The following is a 17,196-nucleotide window of genomic DNA, read 5'->3' on the forward strand; positions in this document are numbered from 1 at the left end:
GAGCGGTCTATCCTCTCGTCATGGCCGGGCTCGTCCCGGCCATCCACGTCTTAGTCACGAAACGAGCCTCCAAAAACGTGGATGCCCGGGACAAGCCCGGGCATGACGATGTGGAGGCATTTGCGCCCGGCAACGGCGCCTACGTCGCCTTTCTCGCGAACGTCGCCTTGAGATTGTCGAACAGCTCCACCTTCACGCCGTTGCGACGCATGATGAAGCTCTGCTGGACCACCGAGAGCAGATTGTTCCAGGCCCAGTAGATCACGAGGCCCGCCGGGAAGCCGGCCAGCATGAAGGTGAAGATCAGCGGCATCCAGTTGAAGATGATCTGCTGCGTCGGATCCGGCGGCGTCGGGTTCAGCTTCATCTGGAACCACATCGTGATGCCCATGATGATCGGCCAGATGCCGAGTGCGAGGTAGTGGCCGAACACGGGGATCGTGGTCGGGTCGACCGGGATCAGTCCGAACAGGTTGAACAAATTGGTCGGGTCGGGCGCCGAGAGGTCCTTGATCCAGCCATAGAACGGCGCGTGCCGCATCTCGATGGTGACGAACAGCACCTTATAGAGCGAGAAGAACACCGGGATCTGGATCACCACGGGAAGACAGCCGGCGACCGGATTGATCTTCTCCTTGCGATAGATCTCCATCATCTCCTGCTGCTGCTTCACCTTGTCGTCGGGATAGCGCTCCTTCAGCGCCTGTAGCTGCGGCTGAATCGACTTCATCTTCGCCATCGAGGCGTAGGACTTGTTCGCCAGCGGGAAGAACAGCAGCTTCACGATCACGGTCACGAGCAGGATCGAGATGCCGAAATTGCCGAAGAAGCGGTAGAAGAAGTCGAGGCCGAGGAACATCGGCTTGGTGATGAAGTAGAACCAGCCCCAGTCGATCAAGAGATCGAAGTGGTTGAGCCCCAGCGCCTTGTTGTAGCCGCCGAGGCCGGCGAACGGGAACACGCCGACGACGCCGGCTTCCTTGGCGCCCGCGAACAGCCGCGCGTTTGCAGTGGCCGTGCCGCCGATCGCGACGGTGACGGGATCGAGCAGATAGTCGGTCTGGTAGGTGTGGACGTTGCCGACCGGGTTCGACGAGAAGCGCGCCTGAAGCTGCGCATTGGTGTCGGGCAGCAGCGCCGAGGCCCAGTACTTGTCGGTGATGCCGAGCCAGCCATTGGTGGCCTTGAAGTTGACCGTCTTGGCTTCGTCGATCTTCTTGTAGGCGTATTCCTGCAAGCCCTGGTCACCGAGATAGCCGATCAGGCCTTCATGCAGGATGTAGTAGCCCGAGACCTGCGGCGCGCCGTGGCGCGAGATCAGCGCGAACGGATAGAGCGTGACCGGCGCGTTGCCGACATTGCTCACCTCGTCCTTGATGGTGAAGAGATAATGGTCGTCGACCGCAATGGTGCGGCGGAAGGTGAGGCCCTCGCCATTGTCCCATTTCAGCACCACCGGCGTCGATGGCGTCAGGCTGCCGCTGCCGTCCTGCTGCCAGACGGTCTGGGCATCAGGCATCTTCGCCGTCACGCCCGTCGCCGCCACCCAGCCGAACTCGGCGTAATAGGGCTCCGCCGTGCCCGAGGGCGAATAGAGGATGATCGGCGGCGACTTCGGGTCGACGGTTTCGCGGAATTGCACCAGCGCGATGTCGTCGATGCGGCCGCCCTTCAGCGCGATGCTGCCGGCAATCCGCGGCGTGTCGATCTTCACGCGCGGGCTGGCCGCAATCGCGGCGTCCCGGGCAACGACCGGCTGGGCCTGCTGCTGGTTCGCGGCCGGTGTCGAGGGCTGAGTCGCGCCGCCCGCCTGCGGCGTGGTACCCGGCGTTGCGGACGCCGTCGGCTGCGGCGTGGATTTCTGGAGCTCGGTCTGTGCCTGCTGCTGGGCGCGTTGCTTCTCCATCTGCGGCACGTTGTAGAAATACTGCCAGGCGATCAGCACCAGGCCGGATAGAATGACGGCGAGGATGGTATTGCGATTGTCGGTCATCTCGATTGTCTCGTCATCAATCCGGTTTGCGGCTGGTCGCTGTGGCGCGATCCGGCCTCTGGCCGCGCGCCTTGGCCGGTCCTTTGGCCGTATGCCGCGCCGGCCTCGTGAATGCTATGCGCAGATCGTCGAGCATGGTCGCGAAGTCGCACGAGAGCGCGTCCCTTCGTCCGACCAGCACATAATCATGATGGGGTTGCATCGACACCGGATCGAGCCGCTTCACCAATTCGCGAAGCCGGCGCCGGATACGATTGCGCTCGGGGGCGTTGCCGTTCTTTTTGGAAACGGTGAAGCCGATCCGGATCGGGCCGCCGTCGTCCCGGCGGCGGCTTTGCAGGACGAACGCGGGATTATTCACCCGCGCGCCATTGGCAACGGCGAGGAAATCCGCCCGCTGCCTCAGCCGATCCATGATGAAATCCCAAAAAGGGGGTCCGGCTCAGGCGCTCAGACGCTTGCGGCCGCGGGCGCGGCGGGCGGCGAGAACCTTGCGGCCGCCGGCAGTGGCGAGACGGGCACGGAAGCCGTGACGGCGCTTGCGCACCAGTTTGCTGGGTTGATAAGTCCGCTTCACGGGTTTTTCTCCGCTGACCGGGCAATTTGCCTGTAGAATTGATGGTAAAGTCCCGAAGATGCGGCCCAAAACGGGCCGTTTCCGGCCCCAAAAGAGCCGCTCCCGGTGTCGCACCGGGTCATCGCGGACAATTCGCGCGGCTTATAAGGGAGCGCCTTGTTTTCGTCAACGCCGCACAAGCGCGCGTTTCCGGTGAATATCGCTGTTTGTGCGGGGTTTTTAACCCTTGAGGTGGCGACTCGCTTTACCAGGGCTTACATCTCACCTTGGCAGATTAGCGATCCGTAATTTGACCGGACCCGGGACGGGTCGCATCCTGCATCAGCCAAGGTCAACAGGGGCGAATTTCGTGGCAGCCACAGATCGCCAGCCGATCCAAGATCTGGATCAGCCGGACCAGCCGGCGATGCGGCCGCGCGGGTCGGGCGGGCTCGGGCTGTCAGGCAAGCTGCTGCTGCTTACCGTCCCTCTGGTGATGATCGCGGCCAGCCTGCTTTACGTGCCCGCCATCGCCAACTTCTGGGTCAACCGGCTCAACGACCGGGTGGCGGCGGCCAATACGGCAGCGCTGGTGCTGGATGCCGCGCCGCTTGGCATGGTTCCCGATTCGCTGTCGCGGCAGATCTTGAAAAGCATCAATGCCCGCGCCGTCGCCATCAAGATGGGTCAGCAGCGCCGGCTGCTCGCCAGCGATAACCTTCCGACAGCCATCGAGCACGACATCGATCTGCGCGACATGACGGCCTGGGACGCGATCACTGGCTCGTTCCGGATGATGCTGGAGACGGGCAACCAGGCCATCCGCATCGTCGGGCCCGGCGTCGGCAATGCCCAATTCATCGAGATCGTGACCGACGAGCTGCCGCTGCGGCAGCAGATGTACCGCTTCTCGCGCAACGTCGTGGTGGTCGCGCTGATCATCGCGGCGCTGACCGCGGGCCTCGTCTATCTCGCCCTGCATTACCTGTTCGTGCGCCCGATGCGGCGGCTCACCGCGAGCCTGGTCGGCTTCCACGAGAACCCGGAGAGCGCGGCGCGGATCATCGTGCCGAGCCAGCGCAGCGACGAGATCGGGGTGGCCGAGCGCGAATTGTCGGACATGCAGCGCGATCTGATGTCGATGCTGAATCAGAAGAGCCGGCTCGCTGCCCTCGGCCTCGCCGTCTCCAAGATCAACCATGATCTGCGCAACCTGCTGGCCTCGGCGCAGCTTTTGTCGGACCAGCTCGCCAGCGTGCCGGATCCGCGGGTGCAGCGCTTTGCGCCGAAGCTGGTGCGCTCGCTCGAGCGCGCCATCGCCTTCTGCCAGTCGACGCTGTCCTATGGCCGCGCCCAGGAGGCCGCGCCCGACCGCCGCATGATTCTGATCGAGCCGGTGGTGCTGGAGGTGCGCGAGACCGCGGGGCTGGCCAGCGATGCCACCATCGCCTGGGTCGCCGCGATCGAACGCGGGCTTGCGGTCGATGCCGATCCAGACCAGCTGTTCCGCGTGCTGCTCAACCTCGTCCGCAATGCCGCCCAGGCGCTGGAAACCCATGCCCAGTCCGGCGATGGCGGCGTGCAGCAGATCCGGATCACCGGAAAACGCGAGGGCGCCGTCGCCATCCTGGAGGTTTCCGATACCGGTCCAGGCGTTCCCCAGAAGACCCGGGAGCACCTGTTCGAGGCGTTCCAGACCTCCGGCCGCCCCGGCGGCAGCGGCCTTGGCCTTGCCATCGCGGCCGAGCTCGTCCGCGCCCATGGCGGCGACATCCACCTCGTCGAAGGCACCATCGGCGCCACCTTCCGCATCGTCATCCCCGATCGCCCCGTGGAACTGCTCTCCATCCGCAACGAGCGGGCGCGGGCGTAAGTCGGCCAGCGGCCGAGCTGCGTCCGCCATTCCGGGGCGGCGCAAAGCGCCGAACCCGGAATCCAGAGGTTTTGGGCGCGAGATTCCGCACTTCTCGCTCCGCGAGTTCGGGAATGACAGGGAAGAGGCCGTCATCTCCTTGCAAAATCTCCCCATCCCGGACCTTGCCAACGCCGGCAAGAGCGGCTAGTCAGAGCGCTCTTTCGCACCCCTCCCGGCCCTCCGGGAGATGCGTCGCGGGTCACCCCCGCCATCGCTGTTTGCGAAAAACGCGCCCGTAGCTCAGCTGGATAGAGCATCAGACTACGAATCTGAGGGTCGGACGTTCGAATCGTTCCGGGCGCGCCAGCTAACTCCTTAAAATAACACGGGTTTCGAGATTGGCCTGGAGCAACCCCGGACTAGAATTTCCATTTAGTCTGGGATTTAGTCTGGGGATTTTATTGCGATTGCGGACCCCGTGACGGAGAACTTAAGAGGAGCGCTGGATTTCCCGAGTCGCGTAACCGACCATCGAAGATCGTGCGGCGGCGCCATCAGAAAATATGGCTGGGTCGGTCTGCGAGAAGGTCCACCGGCTGAAAGTTGCTAGTACCTCGCCACTCAAGCCGCCAGCGGTTGCTTTTCACTTTCGGAAAGCCACTTCGCATCGTCGATTCCATTGCTGAGAAAGGACAGAATGACGAAGTCGAGGATTACAGCCGGAAGAGCCTCGATGATGAACATCCATTGCCAGCCGTGCATTTCCTCAGCCTGCGAGAAGACATCCATAATCCAACCGGAGAGCGGTGCGCCAAGTATGAGGGAGATCGGCTGCGCAACGAATAGCAGGGCGGCGACGCGTCCCGGACGTTGCGAGGGATGCCAATAGTTGACGATGGGCGGGTGCCGTTGTCGATCATCGGCCGTGACAATGCTTGTATTTCCGGCCTGACTGGCACGGGCACCGCTCGTTTCGGCCGACCTTGGTTCGACGCTGCTGGGGTGGCGCCGCTGGCCCGTTGCGCGCTGCAAGAAGCTTCTGCATTGCCGGAGGAATAACAACCTTTCTCTGCGGCGGCGGGCCGGACCGGCGAAGGCGTGTAATGAGGCGGCGCTGATCCTGTAGCTCACCCTTGCCGGCGGGACTAAGGCCCGCCTCATACGGTGCGAGCCGGCGCATTTCATTGTCGGCGGCGTCAAACTTCCCTGAATAGGCAAGGACGACCGCGTATTGGCTGCGGACCGGCACCACCCAGGAAACAAGGTTCAACGCCTGGACGGTCGGCAATAGCGTCTTCTCGATGACGTCCCGCGCGCTCTCAAAGTCGTAGTGAATGCAAAAGTCGTCTACGAGATCCTGGCCCACGCGGATAACCGACTGCGGGGCGTGGGCAAGTTCGTAGAACTTCATCGCGTGTATGCGTGCGAACGGCGATGATCGACCGGATCGCTGTAGCGCCTGTGCGTGGAGGTCCAACGTGTCGGCGAGATGTTTCAGGTCATCTCTGTTGTCCCGACCCTTGGGGAGCAGCGGGCGGATGGCTGGCGGGTTTCTGCCAATGACCTGCTCTGGCGATAGGCCAAGGAGGTCATAATACTCTTCACCGAGCCGTTCCGTTTCCTGGAGCGTGAGGTCGTAGGCCCCGAGCTTGAACATCGCCAGTGCTCGGTTGTGGCGAAAGATGCGATGGTGCTGGTCGCTTTTTGGAAGGCGCTCCTCAACCTCGGCAAGCATGTCCCGCATTCAATACATAATAGGGCAGCCCGCCGGTGAGACGCGACAGACGCTCGCAATCCGCGTAGTCGGCCACGCAGCCGGCCTCGGCGACCGCCGCCGCAATGGTGTCATCGTCCCAACCACCCAGCGTTTCATGCTCGACGCCGACGAGTGCCGCGATCTCCTGTGTCACGATGCCCGGCTGGCACAGCAGAAGAAAGCGGACGTTCTGCGCCTGGTCGACAATCGGTTTCAGGTCCGCCGGCGTCAGGCGATGGGCATTGTCGATCACGACATCGACACTCAGCGCGTCCTGACCGAGCTTGATGTTCAACGCGCCAAGCGTCTCCATGCCCGACGCGCCCGGGAGGAGCCCTTGATGTCGCCAGCTTCCAGGAGTCCCTGGCGCGTCTTCACCTGCACATAGAAGCAGTCGGCCGCCCGATGCGTTCTACGTCCTCGTCTCCTTCGACGACGATTTTGTCGACGCCGGCTGATCCGGCGCGCAGCAGGCAGTTCGCCAGATAGAGGTGCTGATACAGGAAGCCACGATGCACCGCTTCGATACGCACCAGTTGGCGCGGATCGAGCACGTTTGGTTTTGCCTCCTCGTTCTGCTGGGGCATTCCAACGCCTATTTCGATAGCGGCGCAATCGCGGCTGCTTGCTCGAACTCTGTAATGGAGCGCGCAGGCGGCCGACCGTAGGCGTCCATCAAAGCATTCCAGAATCGGAACAGGAGCGCCCGCCGTTCGTTCGGCGTCCAGGACTCAAGTTCTTCGCCCACATCCGCACGCCCGCTGACAGCCGGGAAGCGTTGCGATTGGTATTGGCCAGGCAAGACAGTGTCGGTCAGATCGCCAGCACCCAGCTTGATCCCGATCGGGCCTTTACCGCCCATGGCTCTGATGGCGGCAATGCCCTTACGAAGAAACTCATCCAGCGGTGTGAACGGCAGCGCGGACGCGAAACACAGGCCGCCGCTGTTTTCAGCGAAGCAGTTGCTGTTGACCCCCCAAAGCTCGCCGTTCGACTGGAACCATTGCGTCGCATTCGTGACGTCCGTGTCGTCAGCGTTCCCCGCGATCCGCCCCCAGACTGACAGCGCGCCATCGCCATTGAGGCCCCAATCACCGTCCCGCCCCCGAATGTTCAGTCCCACGTCGGAGATGCGCTGTTCAAGCTCGACCCGGGCCGGCGCTGACCATTCGCTAGGCGCGATGCGTGCGAAGATCCGCGTCCCTTTTCCCAGTTGAACATTCCGGCGCTGCTCCTCCATTGCATTGTTGCGAAATTCGAGCTTCTTCTCAGCCGCCGGCCAAATGGTCGGATCGCTACTGCTCGACGGTTGCCAGGAAATTGGGGGTGGTGGTGCCTTTAGCGGAGCCTGCTCAGCCAGGATGGGCATGATGCAGCTCTTCAGCACCTCCGCGAAGCGCTTCTGCTCGGCCTTGATCTCCTCCTTCGTGGCTCCATCCTTGAGGGTGTAGACCTTCGCGCCGCTTCGGTGACGCCAATCAAAGGGAAGCGCCACGGGACCGGGATAGTGCGCGCCGTTCGCTACGAGAATAATGCGGCCCTGTGAGAGCGCATGCTCGGCGTAGCCGAGTTCGGACATGACGTTCGGGTTCTGGAGGTATTTGGGCTCGGAACGCTTTTCGGCAGGTATGTTGGGCTGAAGTGCTACAGGGGCCGTCATGCCCACCGGGGTCATGTCCGCGACAAAGACGTTCGCGCCGGCGATCTTCTCCAGGATGGTCTTCGTGATGTCCGGGGTTCCAGCGACATTCTTGGTATCGTGATCGACCTCGGGACGCTCCGCCTCCTCATAGTCGGGATCGATGGCGATGAGCTTGCAGGCGTCCTTCAGCGCATCGCGCACAAAGTAGTGATGCAACTTCGGATCGCGATCACTCTGCCATGACCAAAATATCTTCATTGAAAAACATCACCTTCTACTATCAGCGAGCTTTGTCCCGAGCGCTCGCATTGTGTATTAATCAGGAATACCGGCAGCCATGCAAAGTGCTCTGGCGTGGCGCCGCTCAATACGAGCACGCCGTCAAGAGGGAGCAGTATCCTCCCAGCGGATAGCTCGAAGAAACTCATCGCGGGTCAGGGCGCAGAGAGCGAATTCGCCGCGCTTCAAGGGGCCTCCAAGACGAGACGCTACGCCGGGGCCTGCAAGGTAGAAGATGTAAGGCCCTGCATTGAAGAAGACGTGGGCTACCGCACGCTTCCACTTCTCGATGAACTGCTTGTTCGGGCCCACCCAGCGCATGATCGCGAATTCCTTGCCGTCGAGATTTACGACCCGTGATCCGAAATCGAGCGACATGTTGAAATACGTCCCAAGGAACGAGCTTTCGCTGTGAATGTGGACCAGCCAGAACATCCGGTGTCCGCGCCGATAGAAGGCCTCCCGCGCGTTTCGCTCGTCCTCGCTGATCGAGGAGTGCTGCAGCTCAAGGACGGTCGCGCGCGGGGTGCCGCTGCCGACGAGGACGTCTGCGCGGTGCAGCTCTCCTGTCGTCGGGTCGCGGAGAGCGATCTCGCGGCAGGACATATCGAAGAGTTCTTTCCAGCCGAGGTGCCAGGCTCCCTCCGGCTCGCTCCAGGGATCGCAATCACCCGCCTTGTGCCGCCAGTGGGACGTGTTCTCGACGGGCATGACGGCGGTGAGCAAGCCGCCGCAGTCGCGACACGTGGTCCGTTCACCCTTCGCGACGGGGGCGCGCTTCTGGTCGCCGACCCAGGCATAGAGCACGTTTATGGCTCCCCTTTACGCATCGCTAAACCCAACAAGCACGACAATGGCGCTGCCGCCAGCCGATCGGCCGAGCCTTTGGTCAAAATGCATCCTCCCCCAGCAGACATCCTATCTCGCCGTCATTAGTCGACAGGCGAGCTCCTGCTCGCCCCAACGCGCAGCGAAAGTATCGGATACCTCGAACCAACTGCCGTCATTTCCGGCGCCGTGATAGAGGCCCATGCAGGAGCACTGGCACTCATGCCCAGTCGCATTCTGGCACGCAGGAGAGCATTTCTCCTGCTCACGGTAGGGCTGAATAACGTAGACTTTGCCATATTCGGCCAACGAGCGTTCGACGAGATCGTTGAACCAAGCTTTCGGCAGTTCCCAGTATTTCTTGCCGGCAATCCAAATAGGCGACGTTCGTCTACCATTCTGAAGCCACTGGCAATTCGTTTCCGCGAAGGGAAGTCGAACGCGCAAGCGCTGCCCTCTTCCCGTCCGCCGCAGTACGACCGGTATCCGCTCCTGCCCCCAGACGTAGTTCAGCGTCAGTTTGTCCATGTTCTATCGAATTTGTTTGACCGCCCGCATGACGCTCTCGGCTGTCGTCAAGCTAAGCCCCATGTCGAGGCAAAGTTTAAAGAACTCTTCTGGTGCATCCGTCTTGTCCAGACGATATTGGCGGGTGAGATCCCGAGCAAACTTGCCGATCGGAATGACCTCACTAGAGGAAACCCACTGTGGGTTACCGACTTTCTCCTCAAATGCTGCAATGACGTCGTCGGGAAGATCGGCACCAAACAGAAAATATCGAAGATAACGGATAAAATGTGGATGCGTGTAAATGTCCGTACCTCTGCAACCATTTCTCTCGAATAGACCCTTGCGCGACGCTTTGATCCTCCCCTGATGGTATCGGGGGTCATTCCAGTAATTCAGCCTTTCTTGGGGAACTGCGGACCTGTCGCTCAGAGATTGGAGCAAGGTAAGGATCGGCTGCGCATTGGCTTTATAAGCTGCGTGGCCCTCATCATGATTGCAATGAGATTCCCTGAGATCGATCTTCGCGAGTGTCGCGGCCTCGCTCTCAGTCAGCTTGATATGATATTTCTCCATGTATCCCCTCTTCCGGCCTGAACACTCCGAGGCCGCTTCGCCTGATATTATTGTGCGCTACTCGTCGCAGGCCACGCGGCTCCCATGCCATCAGAAACTCTAATCTCGGATCGACCTGCACCGCGCTTTTCCACGCGCACCTGCACGGCAATCCGCTCGATCATGGCAGCGACGTGCGTGATGACGCCAACCTTCTGACCTCTACCCTGTAAGGTCTCCAGCGCATCTACTGCTAAGTCGAGGGTCTCCGCATCGAGCGAGCCAAAGCCTTCATCGATAAACAGCGTGTCGACAAAGGACGATCGACCCTCAAGACCTGACAGCGCCAACGCCAGCGCAAGGGAGACGAGGAAACGTTCACCGCCTGACAGGCTTCGGGTGCCGCGGACCTCGTCGCCCATGTCGCGATCAATAATATGCAGCGTGAGATCGGACGCAGCCCCCCGCGCGAGCCTGTAGCGGGGTGTCAATGCATGGAGATGATCATTCGCCAATTGCACCATGTGGTCGAGCGTGATGCCCTGCACAAAGCGACGGAAACGATCACCGCTAGCCGAGCCGATGGCATCGTCGACTGCTTGCCAGATTACGAGTTCCGCTTTCGCAGTTTCGATTTGCGCGGATAGATTTGTAGCGGCGCCGCGCGCCTCGTCGTCTCGCGCGAGCGTAGCGGCAAGTGCACCTGTCCGTTGTTGCAAGTCTCCGATTTCGGTTCCCAACGCCGCGACGACTGCGGCCAACTCCTCGACATCGGTGGTCTCGTCGAACCCTTCTAACGCCCGGTGTAAGTCATTCTGACGCGTCAGCACTGCGGTGCCCGCATCGTTCACGCCTCGATCGATCTCCCGAATTCGGACCCGTAACGCTCCGCTCAATGCTGGCTCGGTTGCGATCAGCGCCGCAACCTGATCTGGCGGGCGAGCAATATCCATGCAGGCCGCGTTGAATGCCTTTTCGGCTAAAGCGTTACGGCCTTTGGCGGCCTCCAATCCAGCGGCGGCCTCGTCGCAACGAGCGCCGGCCGCCTGGAACGCTGCATCTGTAGTGGATTTTGTCTCGCGCGCGCGAGCAAGAGCTTCACGAGTGATCTGGCAAGCCTCGGCGATCCGAGCCCGATGACTTGCTGTCGCCTCGCCATCGAGGAGTTCCGCTCTGGCACGCGCCTTCTCTCCCTCGGCCAGGCGACGCTGATCGAGAAGAAGCGCCGCTGCCGTTACGTGGGCCTGGGCGTGCCGAAGCGAGGCGTCCGCCGCCGCACGCTCGGGCGCCAAGCGCTGGAGCGTCATTTCAAGCTGGCCAACCTGCTCGCGCAGGGCGGCATACTCCGTCGCAACTCTCGACAGCGTGACGCCAACACCGGCGGGATCGACATCGAGGTCGTCGACGGCCAGACCAGCGGCAGCAAGAAACGGCGTGATTTCACGGCTAATTGAAATGAGGCGCTCAGCAAGGCCCGCCGCCTGGACCGTGTACTCAGTTGCCTTCAATTGCGCAGCGTGGAAATCAGAACGTCTTTGGTCGATGGAGCGCGCGGTCGTCTCGATCACCTCACCGAGCGCGTCATGCTCCCGCTGCAAACTGTCGATCTCTGTCCGAAGACGCCGGGCGCTTGCGAGCGGAGACGCAATGGCTGATCGTTCTGCGATCGCGACTGAGATGAGGGCCGCCAGTTTCAACGCAGCCTGGTCATCGAGAACGGGAGGTATGTTCCCCTCGATCCCAGCCTTCGTGCAGAGATCGTCCAACGACGACCACTGTTCGCCAAAAGCGCTGTTGGCAGCCAGAACTTGTCCGCGCGCCACATCGATGCCGCGATTTGTCTCCGCCTGGCGCGCTTCTCCAGCGGAGAGCGCGCGCGTTGCGGCATCCAAACGTTGGCCTGTCGCGGTCAACGCGGTATCAAGTTCTTCGCGCCGACGGCGAAGCCTAGCAGCTATTTCGTTCAGCGCGCTTGGATGCGCAAGATGGGGATGGTCGGTGCTGCCGCACACCGGGCAGGCCAAATTTGGAGCCAGCAGGCTGCGCAGATGAATGGCCTCAGATGAGACCGCCTCGTCGGCGAGCTCTGCGATCGGAACAATTTCCGCACGCGCAGTCCGATCGCGGAGCTGGTCCGCTTCAGCTTCAACGATCTGCCCTTTTGCTGTGCTTACCGCCTGCGCCGCCAGCGTGTGTTCCGATGCTCGTCGTGCTAGATCTGCCGATGCCCGAGTATACTGGTCGGAGACGGTACTAGCCTCGCGCAGAGCCTCGAGCGCGCGTTGCAGGTCGATGTCTCGTTCGTGGAGCGTCGCCTCATCGATGCCGGCGAGACTGGCTCTACGATCAGCGATTTCACGACTTAAGCCATCCTTTCGCTCGCGATCCTGGGTGAGCTTCTCCAGCAGCGCAGTTATTTCATTTTGCGACAGCGTAGCTGTTTCTTCCGTTGCAGCGGCCGCCTGCCTGGCTGCAGCGTGCTCCTGTTGGAGCGCTCCTCGCTTCGCTAACAAGTCCATCGCATCGCCAAGACGATCAGCAAGAAGAACGCGATCCGATCGGCTGTTTAATTGCGCCGCAGTGGTGCGGTACGATTCTGATGTTTGACCGAGAGTCTCATCAATCGTTGCCAGCGCATCGGCCTTCTCGCGCAGTGTCGCTTCCGCCTGCTGTGATTTTTCCAGCGTATCAATAAACTCAGTCCGAGCTGCCGCCAGCTCGGTGTCGAGCCTTTCGGCTTCGCTCCACAGGGGACCAAAATTCTTGAGGACCTCTTCTGCCGCTGCGTTGGCGGTTATCGCGTCCGCCAGTTGCGTTGTAGATTCCGAGTGTAGTTTCTGCGCTTCCTCGCGTGCAACAAGCAAACCGTCGAGGCGGGTTTGGGCCTCCGCTGCCGTCCGCCGTGCATTTTGCAAATCGCCTGCTAGGGAACGAAGCGGCTCGACAAGATCGAGTTCGGCAAGAGATTGATACTCATCAGCGGCTGCCTCGCGCGCCGCGTGCGCTGCGACCGCTTGAGCCTCAGCCCGTGCGAGGTCGCTGCGGGCGGCGGCGACGCGCTTGAAATGATCTAACCGCCCGCTGTGTTGATCGCGCTCCGCGCCTTTCTGTGCAATGGTTGAAGCAAGCTGCCTCTGCTCGTCCAGCAGCGCCTGCCTGGCTTCGTCATCAAGAAGCCCGATGTGGTCTCGACGCCGCTCCAAGTGCTCGACAATTCTTCGTCGTGCGTCCGTTCCATCGTGAACGCGGACCGAGATCGCTGCGTAGATTTCAGTACCGGTGATCTTCTCCAGCAATTCTGCGCGCTCGCTCTCGGCGGCGAGCAGGAAAGCGTCGAACTCGCCCTGTGCGAGGAGCACCGTTCGCCGGAACTGGTCGAATGTGAGGTCGGTTCTCCTCTCCACCGCCTCACGGACCTGAGTCTTACCAGTCGCCACCGCGCTGCCGTCGTCGAGTCGATACAACGAACGCTGCTCATTCTGCAGCCGCCCATTTGCACGCCCTCGCGCCCGATTGGCCTCCCAGCGGACGCGATAGCGCTCGCCGTCCTGCCCAACGAAATCCACCTCGGCATATCCGCTGCCGGCGCCTCGGCGCAGGATCGCCCGGCCATCATGAATTGAAATCGCCTCCCCACTGGGATCGGGCGCATTCTCCCGTCGACCGACGGAGACTCGTGGATACTCGCCATAGAGCGCGAGGCAGAGCGCGTCGAGGATGGTCGATTTCCCGGCACCGGTCTCGCCAGTGATGGCAAAGAGGCCGGAACCTGCAAGAGGTTCTGCGGCAAGATCGATCTCGAAAGGAGCACCAAGACTTGCCAGATTCTCGCCGCGGATAGCTAAGATCCGCATGGCTATGTCTCCGCCTGTGCGCGGTGGAAGACATCGAGATGCGTGGCATCCGGGGCTACGCCGAAGGTGCGCTCAAATGCGAGCTTGAACAGATCCTCCGGATCTCTTTCCGCAAGGCGGATCATAGGATCGGCGGAAGTCACGTCGTTTGACGCCTCGGGTATTGCCGCGACACGGGTGTCGACGATGCGCGCCGGAAAGCTCTCCGCAATGCGGTCGACCTCCTCTCTGAACCCGGGCGATAACCCTTCTCTGGCAAGCCTGATCTGGACGAATGGCTGTTCATGAAGCGGCAGGTCCGATGAGAGGTTCATTGCCGTCAGATGATCACCAAGTTCGCTCAAGCGCATATCTTCCGCCTCAGGAAGGCGGACGAAGGCAACTGGCCGGTCGATCGGGATATGTTCGGATAGAACCGTTGTTCCGTCGAGGCTCACAAGAGTGACCCCGTGCGCGTAAGGCATCTCCGTCGCCGACAAGGGGATCAGTGAACCAGAATAGCGGACGGTATCACGACCGATGGCCTGAGCCTTATGCAAGTGGCCAAGCGCCACGTAGCTCGCTTCCGCCGGGAACACGTCGTGCGGCACAGCATGCTGGCCACCAACTAGAATTCTGCGCTCCGCGCCTTCCGACTCAATGCCGCCCGCAACATGGAGGTGTCCCGTCAGGACGAACGGTAGACCATCCATCGGTCCCCGTAACGTGTCGACCAATTCGGCATAGAGGCTCCGCACGCCAGCGATGACGGGCGAGCCTACTTCACCATCGAGCCGCGTCAAATTCGGAAGGCAGGCTGCGGTTGGGTAGGAGACTGCAAGCACATGAGCAGCCACCGAACCGCTTGCATCAGCGATGGGAACGAGATGACGGGCCGCCTCGACTCGCCCTTCGCGCCGCCGCACATTGCCCACGACACGGATGTTGAATGCCTCCAACAGAGGCCGCGGCGCTTCCAACCGACCAGCTGCATCATGGTTGCCAGCAGCGATCACCATAGCCATGCGCGGATGCGCGCGGCTGAGCCGCACGAGCGTATTGTAGAAGAGCTGTTGCGCTTCCCCGGAGGGGTTTTGGCTGTCAAACACGTCGCCGGCGATGACGAGGGCATCGACATCCCGCTCCACAACGATCTCTTCGAGCCGCTCAAACACCCTGCGGTGCTCGTGCTCCCGAGAGAACCCGCGTAGAGTTTGACCGATATGCCAATCAGCCGTGTGAAGGATACGGATCATTGTCTTTATTCCGCCGGATCTTGCACCGGAGGAGCGCCCGACCATTCTTCAGAGATTGCGCCCCAATCGACGCCACGCTCTTCGGTCAGCGTCCACACCTTCCAGAAATCCGGGTCCGCCGACTGCGGTCGCTGCGCATCGGGCAATTCATCGACCTCAACTAGCACCGGGATCGGCGCTGCCCAGCCCAAAAGAACCGCCTGGCGGGACGGAAGACTCGGCAGTTCGCGCAGCAGTCCCCCGACGTTGTCTGGGACAAGACGGGCTACGAGGTTCTGGTCGGAATCGTTGACGATTCGATGCAACAGAAATGTGTTGCACTGTGCGAGAACCGTTGGAGAAAGCTCCGACGGTCGCTGCGACGACAGGACTAAGCCCAATCCAAATTTTCGACCTTCGCGAGCGATCCGCTCGAACGCTTCGCGGCAGAGCCGGGATGCTGAAACAATATTTGCGTCATCCCCACCACCCCCGCCGCGCACGAACGTGTGCGCCTCTTCAAGCACTAAAACCGTTGGAAGTGCCTTGCCCTGAGCATGTTGCTTTCGATATCTCTGAGATGCCTCGAAAACCAGTCTCGCGAGGACGGCAATTACGATGTGAGTGGTTTCCGAGGGTACCAGCGACAGATCTACAATCGCAACTTGACCGTTTTCAGCGTTAGAAATTCCGAGCAAGCCCGAGAGCCAATTCTCGAGAGTCGGCGGGTTCTCGGGCGCTATCACTTGCGCGAGCTGCCGATCGGCCAGCATTGAGCGTATTCGCAATGTTAGTGTAGCAATAAAGTTCGCGACGTTCGGGTTTGCTGAAGTGTCCGCCGAAAGGGCTTCGACATGGTCGGCAATTTGCCGAACATCAAATGGCGAGGGAGCGTCTTCGCTGATTTCTTCTTCAGCCGCTACCGGTGGCAGAGCCTGCTCGATAAGATCAAATAAGGGAAGAAAAGCGCCAAATTCCGCGGCATTTGGCGCGTTGTAGTAGAAGCGTTGGTTTTGATTATTCCAAACCGCGTGTGCGTCGAAGAAGGCCTTTGCGGCGGTCGCCAAGGTATCAAGATGTGCGCTTGCCAAATCTGCGGCCGGGATACGCCCATGAAAGTCCCGCATCACTTCCGATAGGTTCTTGTACGCTTGGCAGCAGCCGAGCAGCCCAACATAATCTGTGTAAGATGCGCCCGTACCATCGGCGATATATGCGAGAATGCGAGACCGATAGAGACGAACTTGCCTTACTATACCAACGTGGATGGGCTCCCGGAGTGTTCGCCCTGCACGCAAATTTCTCAGAGCTTGCATAAGCAGCGGTCGCTGCGCTCCCGGCTGGGCTTGGGTGACTGCGCCCCATTCATGGCTGTTCCACATCCACGCCGGCAGTGTTAGTGGGTTGTGCTGGTCTCCAGGCTTGAAGACACGCACCCTATCGGGCAGATCGGTAAACGCCCGAGCATATTCACCATTGGGATCTAACACGATGAAACGCATGTTCGGCACTTTGGTCGAATCACCAATTGCCTTGCTAGCTGCTTCCATCGACCACCGAATGAGTCCGGCAACCGTGCAGGACTTTCCACTGCCGGTGTTGCCCAACACGGCGAGGTGGCGCCCAAACAACTTATCTGGGTCCACCATGATCGCCGCATTTGCTGCCATTGGCGACGAGCCAATTCTAACTCTCTTGTCGTCGCCTCGCGCTCCGACAATGGCTTCGATCTGTGCCGACGTCGGTATTAAGACCTGATCCCCGACCGATGGAAATGCGACGACGCCGCGGGTGAGTTCGTATTTGGTCGTTCCCGAGCTGCGTTCGCGCCGGAAGGTGAGGGTTCCGACCGGGGATAGCGACATTTTCCGAAGCGGAAACGGCAGATCGATCAGGCCGAAATCTTTGAGCCCAGCGCGCTTCGGATAGGGAGAGCGCTCGATGCCAATCCAAGTGATGTAAGCAACCGTCGCTCCAGCTTCGTTAGGGATAAGTACGTATCCGTTCAGACGTGGAAACCCGGCCGGTACGCCGGTATTCAACGCCGTGGAGTGCGGAGCATCCAGCTCGAGAATCGCCCGAACCTCGTCAGGCGCGACCGACTCGACCACACCTACCACAAGACCCGACAAACGTTCGATAGGAGTCGTCATGATC

At 61.0% G+C, this 17,196-nt stretch carries 14 protein-coding genes, 1 tRNA gene and 1 pseudogene; 2 read left to right on the forward strand and 14 right to left on the reverse strand.

The window, feature by feature from the left end; translation table 11 throughout:
• Nucleotides 1–139: 139 nt before the first annotated feature.
• From yidC to rpmH, 3 genes are read right to left on the reverse strand one after another with little or no spacing between them, the layout of a single operon-like run.
• Entirely contained in the window at nt 140–1,993 is a 1,854-nt protein-coding gene (gene yidC / locus XH85_RS04330) for a membrane protein insertase YidC (RefSeq protein ID WP_128930898.1), read from the reverse strand.
• 16 nt (nt 1,994–2,009) lie between these two features.
• Complete coding sequence (gene rnpA, locus XH85_RS04335; protein WP_128930899.1) at nt 2,010–2,408, reverse strand: ribonuclease P protein component; 399 nt, start codon at nt 2,406–2,408, stop codon at nt 2,010–2,012.
• Between the two features lie 27 nt (nt 2,409–2,435).
• A complete protein-coding gene (rpmH, locus tag XH85_RS04340; RefSeq protein WP_008542748.1) occupies nt 2,436–2,570 on the reverse strand; it encodes a 50S ribosomal protein L34 in 135 nt (44 codons plus the stop codon).
• 349 nt (nt 2,571–2,919) lie between these two features.
• Here rpmH and XH85_RS04345 point away from each other — a divergent pair, with 349 nt between their 5' ends.
• Entirely contained in the window at nt 2,920–4,422 is a 1,503-nt protein-coding gene (locus XH85_RS04345; protein ID WP_128930900.1) for a sensor histidine kinase, read from the forward strand.
• 271 nt (nt 4,423–4,693) lie between these two features.
• Nucleotides 4,694–4,770 (forward strand) — tRNA-Arg (locus tag XH85_RS04350).
• Between the two features lie 255 nt (nt 4,771–5,025).
• Here XH85_RS04350 and XH85_RS44695 read toward each other — a convergent pair.
• The 11 genes and pseudogenes from XH85_RS44695 to XH85_RS04400 form a co-directional block, all read right to left on the reverse strand.
• Nucleotides 5,026–5,193 carry a hypothetical protein gene (locus XH85_RS44695; RefSeq protein WP_164940678.1) on the reverse strand — a complete coding sequence of 56 codons (168 nt, stop codon included), beginning with the start codon at nt 5,191–5,193 and terminating at the stop codon, nt 5,026–5,028.
• Nucleotides 5,194–5,320: 127 nt separating this feature from the next.
• Nucleotides 5,321–5,431: pseudogene (locus XH85_RS47770) on the reverse strand (SEC-C metal-binding domain-containing protein); the annotation flags it as partial.
• A gap of 691 nt (nt 5,432–6,122) precedes the next feature.
• Nucleotides 6,123–6,455 (reverse strand): hypothetical protein, encoded by a 333-nt coding sequence (locus XH85_RS04360; protein WP_128930902.1) that lies wholly within the window; start codon nt 6,453–6,455, stop codon nt 6,123–6,125.
• A gap of 79 nt (nt 6,456–6,534) precedes the next feature.
• Nucleotides 6,535–6,747 carry a hypothetical protein gene (locus XH85_RS04365; protein WP_128930903.1) on the reverse strand — a complete coding sequence of 71 codons (213 nt, stop codon included), beginning with the start codon at nt 6,745–6,747 and terminating at the stop codon, nt 6,535–6,537.
• Nucleotides 6,748–6,755: 8 nt separating this feature from the next.
• Nucleotides 6,756–8,060: a hypothetical protein gene (locus XH85_RS44700; RefSeq protein ID WP_164940680.1), complete on the reverse strand. Its 1,305-nt coding sequence runs from the start codon at nt 8,058–8,060 to the stop codon at nt 6,756–6,758.
• Between the two features lie 123 nt (nt 8,061–8,183).
• Nucleotides 8,184–8,888: a competence protein CoiA gene (locus tag XH85_RS04375; protein ID WP_128930904.1), complete on the reverse strand. Its 705-nt coding sequence runs from the start codon at nt 8,886–8,888 to the stop codon at nt 8,184–8,186.
• A 111-nt stretch (nt 8,889–8,999) separates the two neighbouring features.
• A complete protein-coding gene (locus XH85_RS04380; RefSeq protein ID WP_128930905.1) occupies nt 9,000–9,437 on the reverse strand; it encodes a hypothetical protein in 438 nt (145 codons plus the stop codon).
• A 3-nt stretch (nt 9,438–9,440) separates the two neighbouring features.
• Complete coding sequence (locus tag XH85_RS04385) at nt 9,441–9,992, reverse strand: hypothetical protein (RefSeq protein WP_128930906.1); 552 nt, start codon at nt 9,990–9,992, stop codon at nt 9,441–9,443.
• 47 nt (nt 9,993–10,039) lie between these two features.
• Nucleotides 10,040–13,825 carry an AAA family ATPase gene (locus XH85_RS04390; RefSeq protein WP_128930907.1) on the reverse strand — a complete coding sequence of 1,262 codons (3,786 nt, stop codon included), beginning with the start codon at nt 13,823–13,825 and terminating at the stop codon, nt 10,040–10,042.
• A gap of 2 nt (nt 13,826–13,827) precedes the next feature.
• Nucleotides 13,828–15,060, reverse strand: a complete 1,233-nt coding sequence (locus XH85_RS04395; RefSeq protein WP_128930908.1) for an exonuclease SbcCD subunit D — start codon at nt 15,058–15,060, stop codon at nt 13,828–13,830.
• Between the two features lie 5 nt (nt 15,061–15,065).
• The gene (locus XH85_RS04400; RefSeq protein WP_128930909.1) at nt 15,066–17,192 is read right to left on the reverse strand and encodes an ATP-binding protein; all 2,127 of its coding nucleotides are present in this window, start codon (nt 17,190–17,192) and stop codon (nt 15,066–15,068) included.
• Nucleotides 17,193–17,196: the final 4 nt, after the last annotated feature.

The organism is Bradyrhizobium zhanjiangense, from assembly GCF_004114935.1.
Classification (GTDB): Bacteria; Pseudomonadota; Alphaproteobacteria; order Rhizobiales; family Xanthobacteraceae; genus Bradyrhizobium; species Bradyrhizobium zhanjiangense.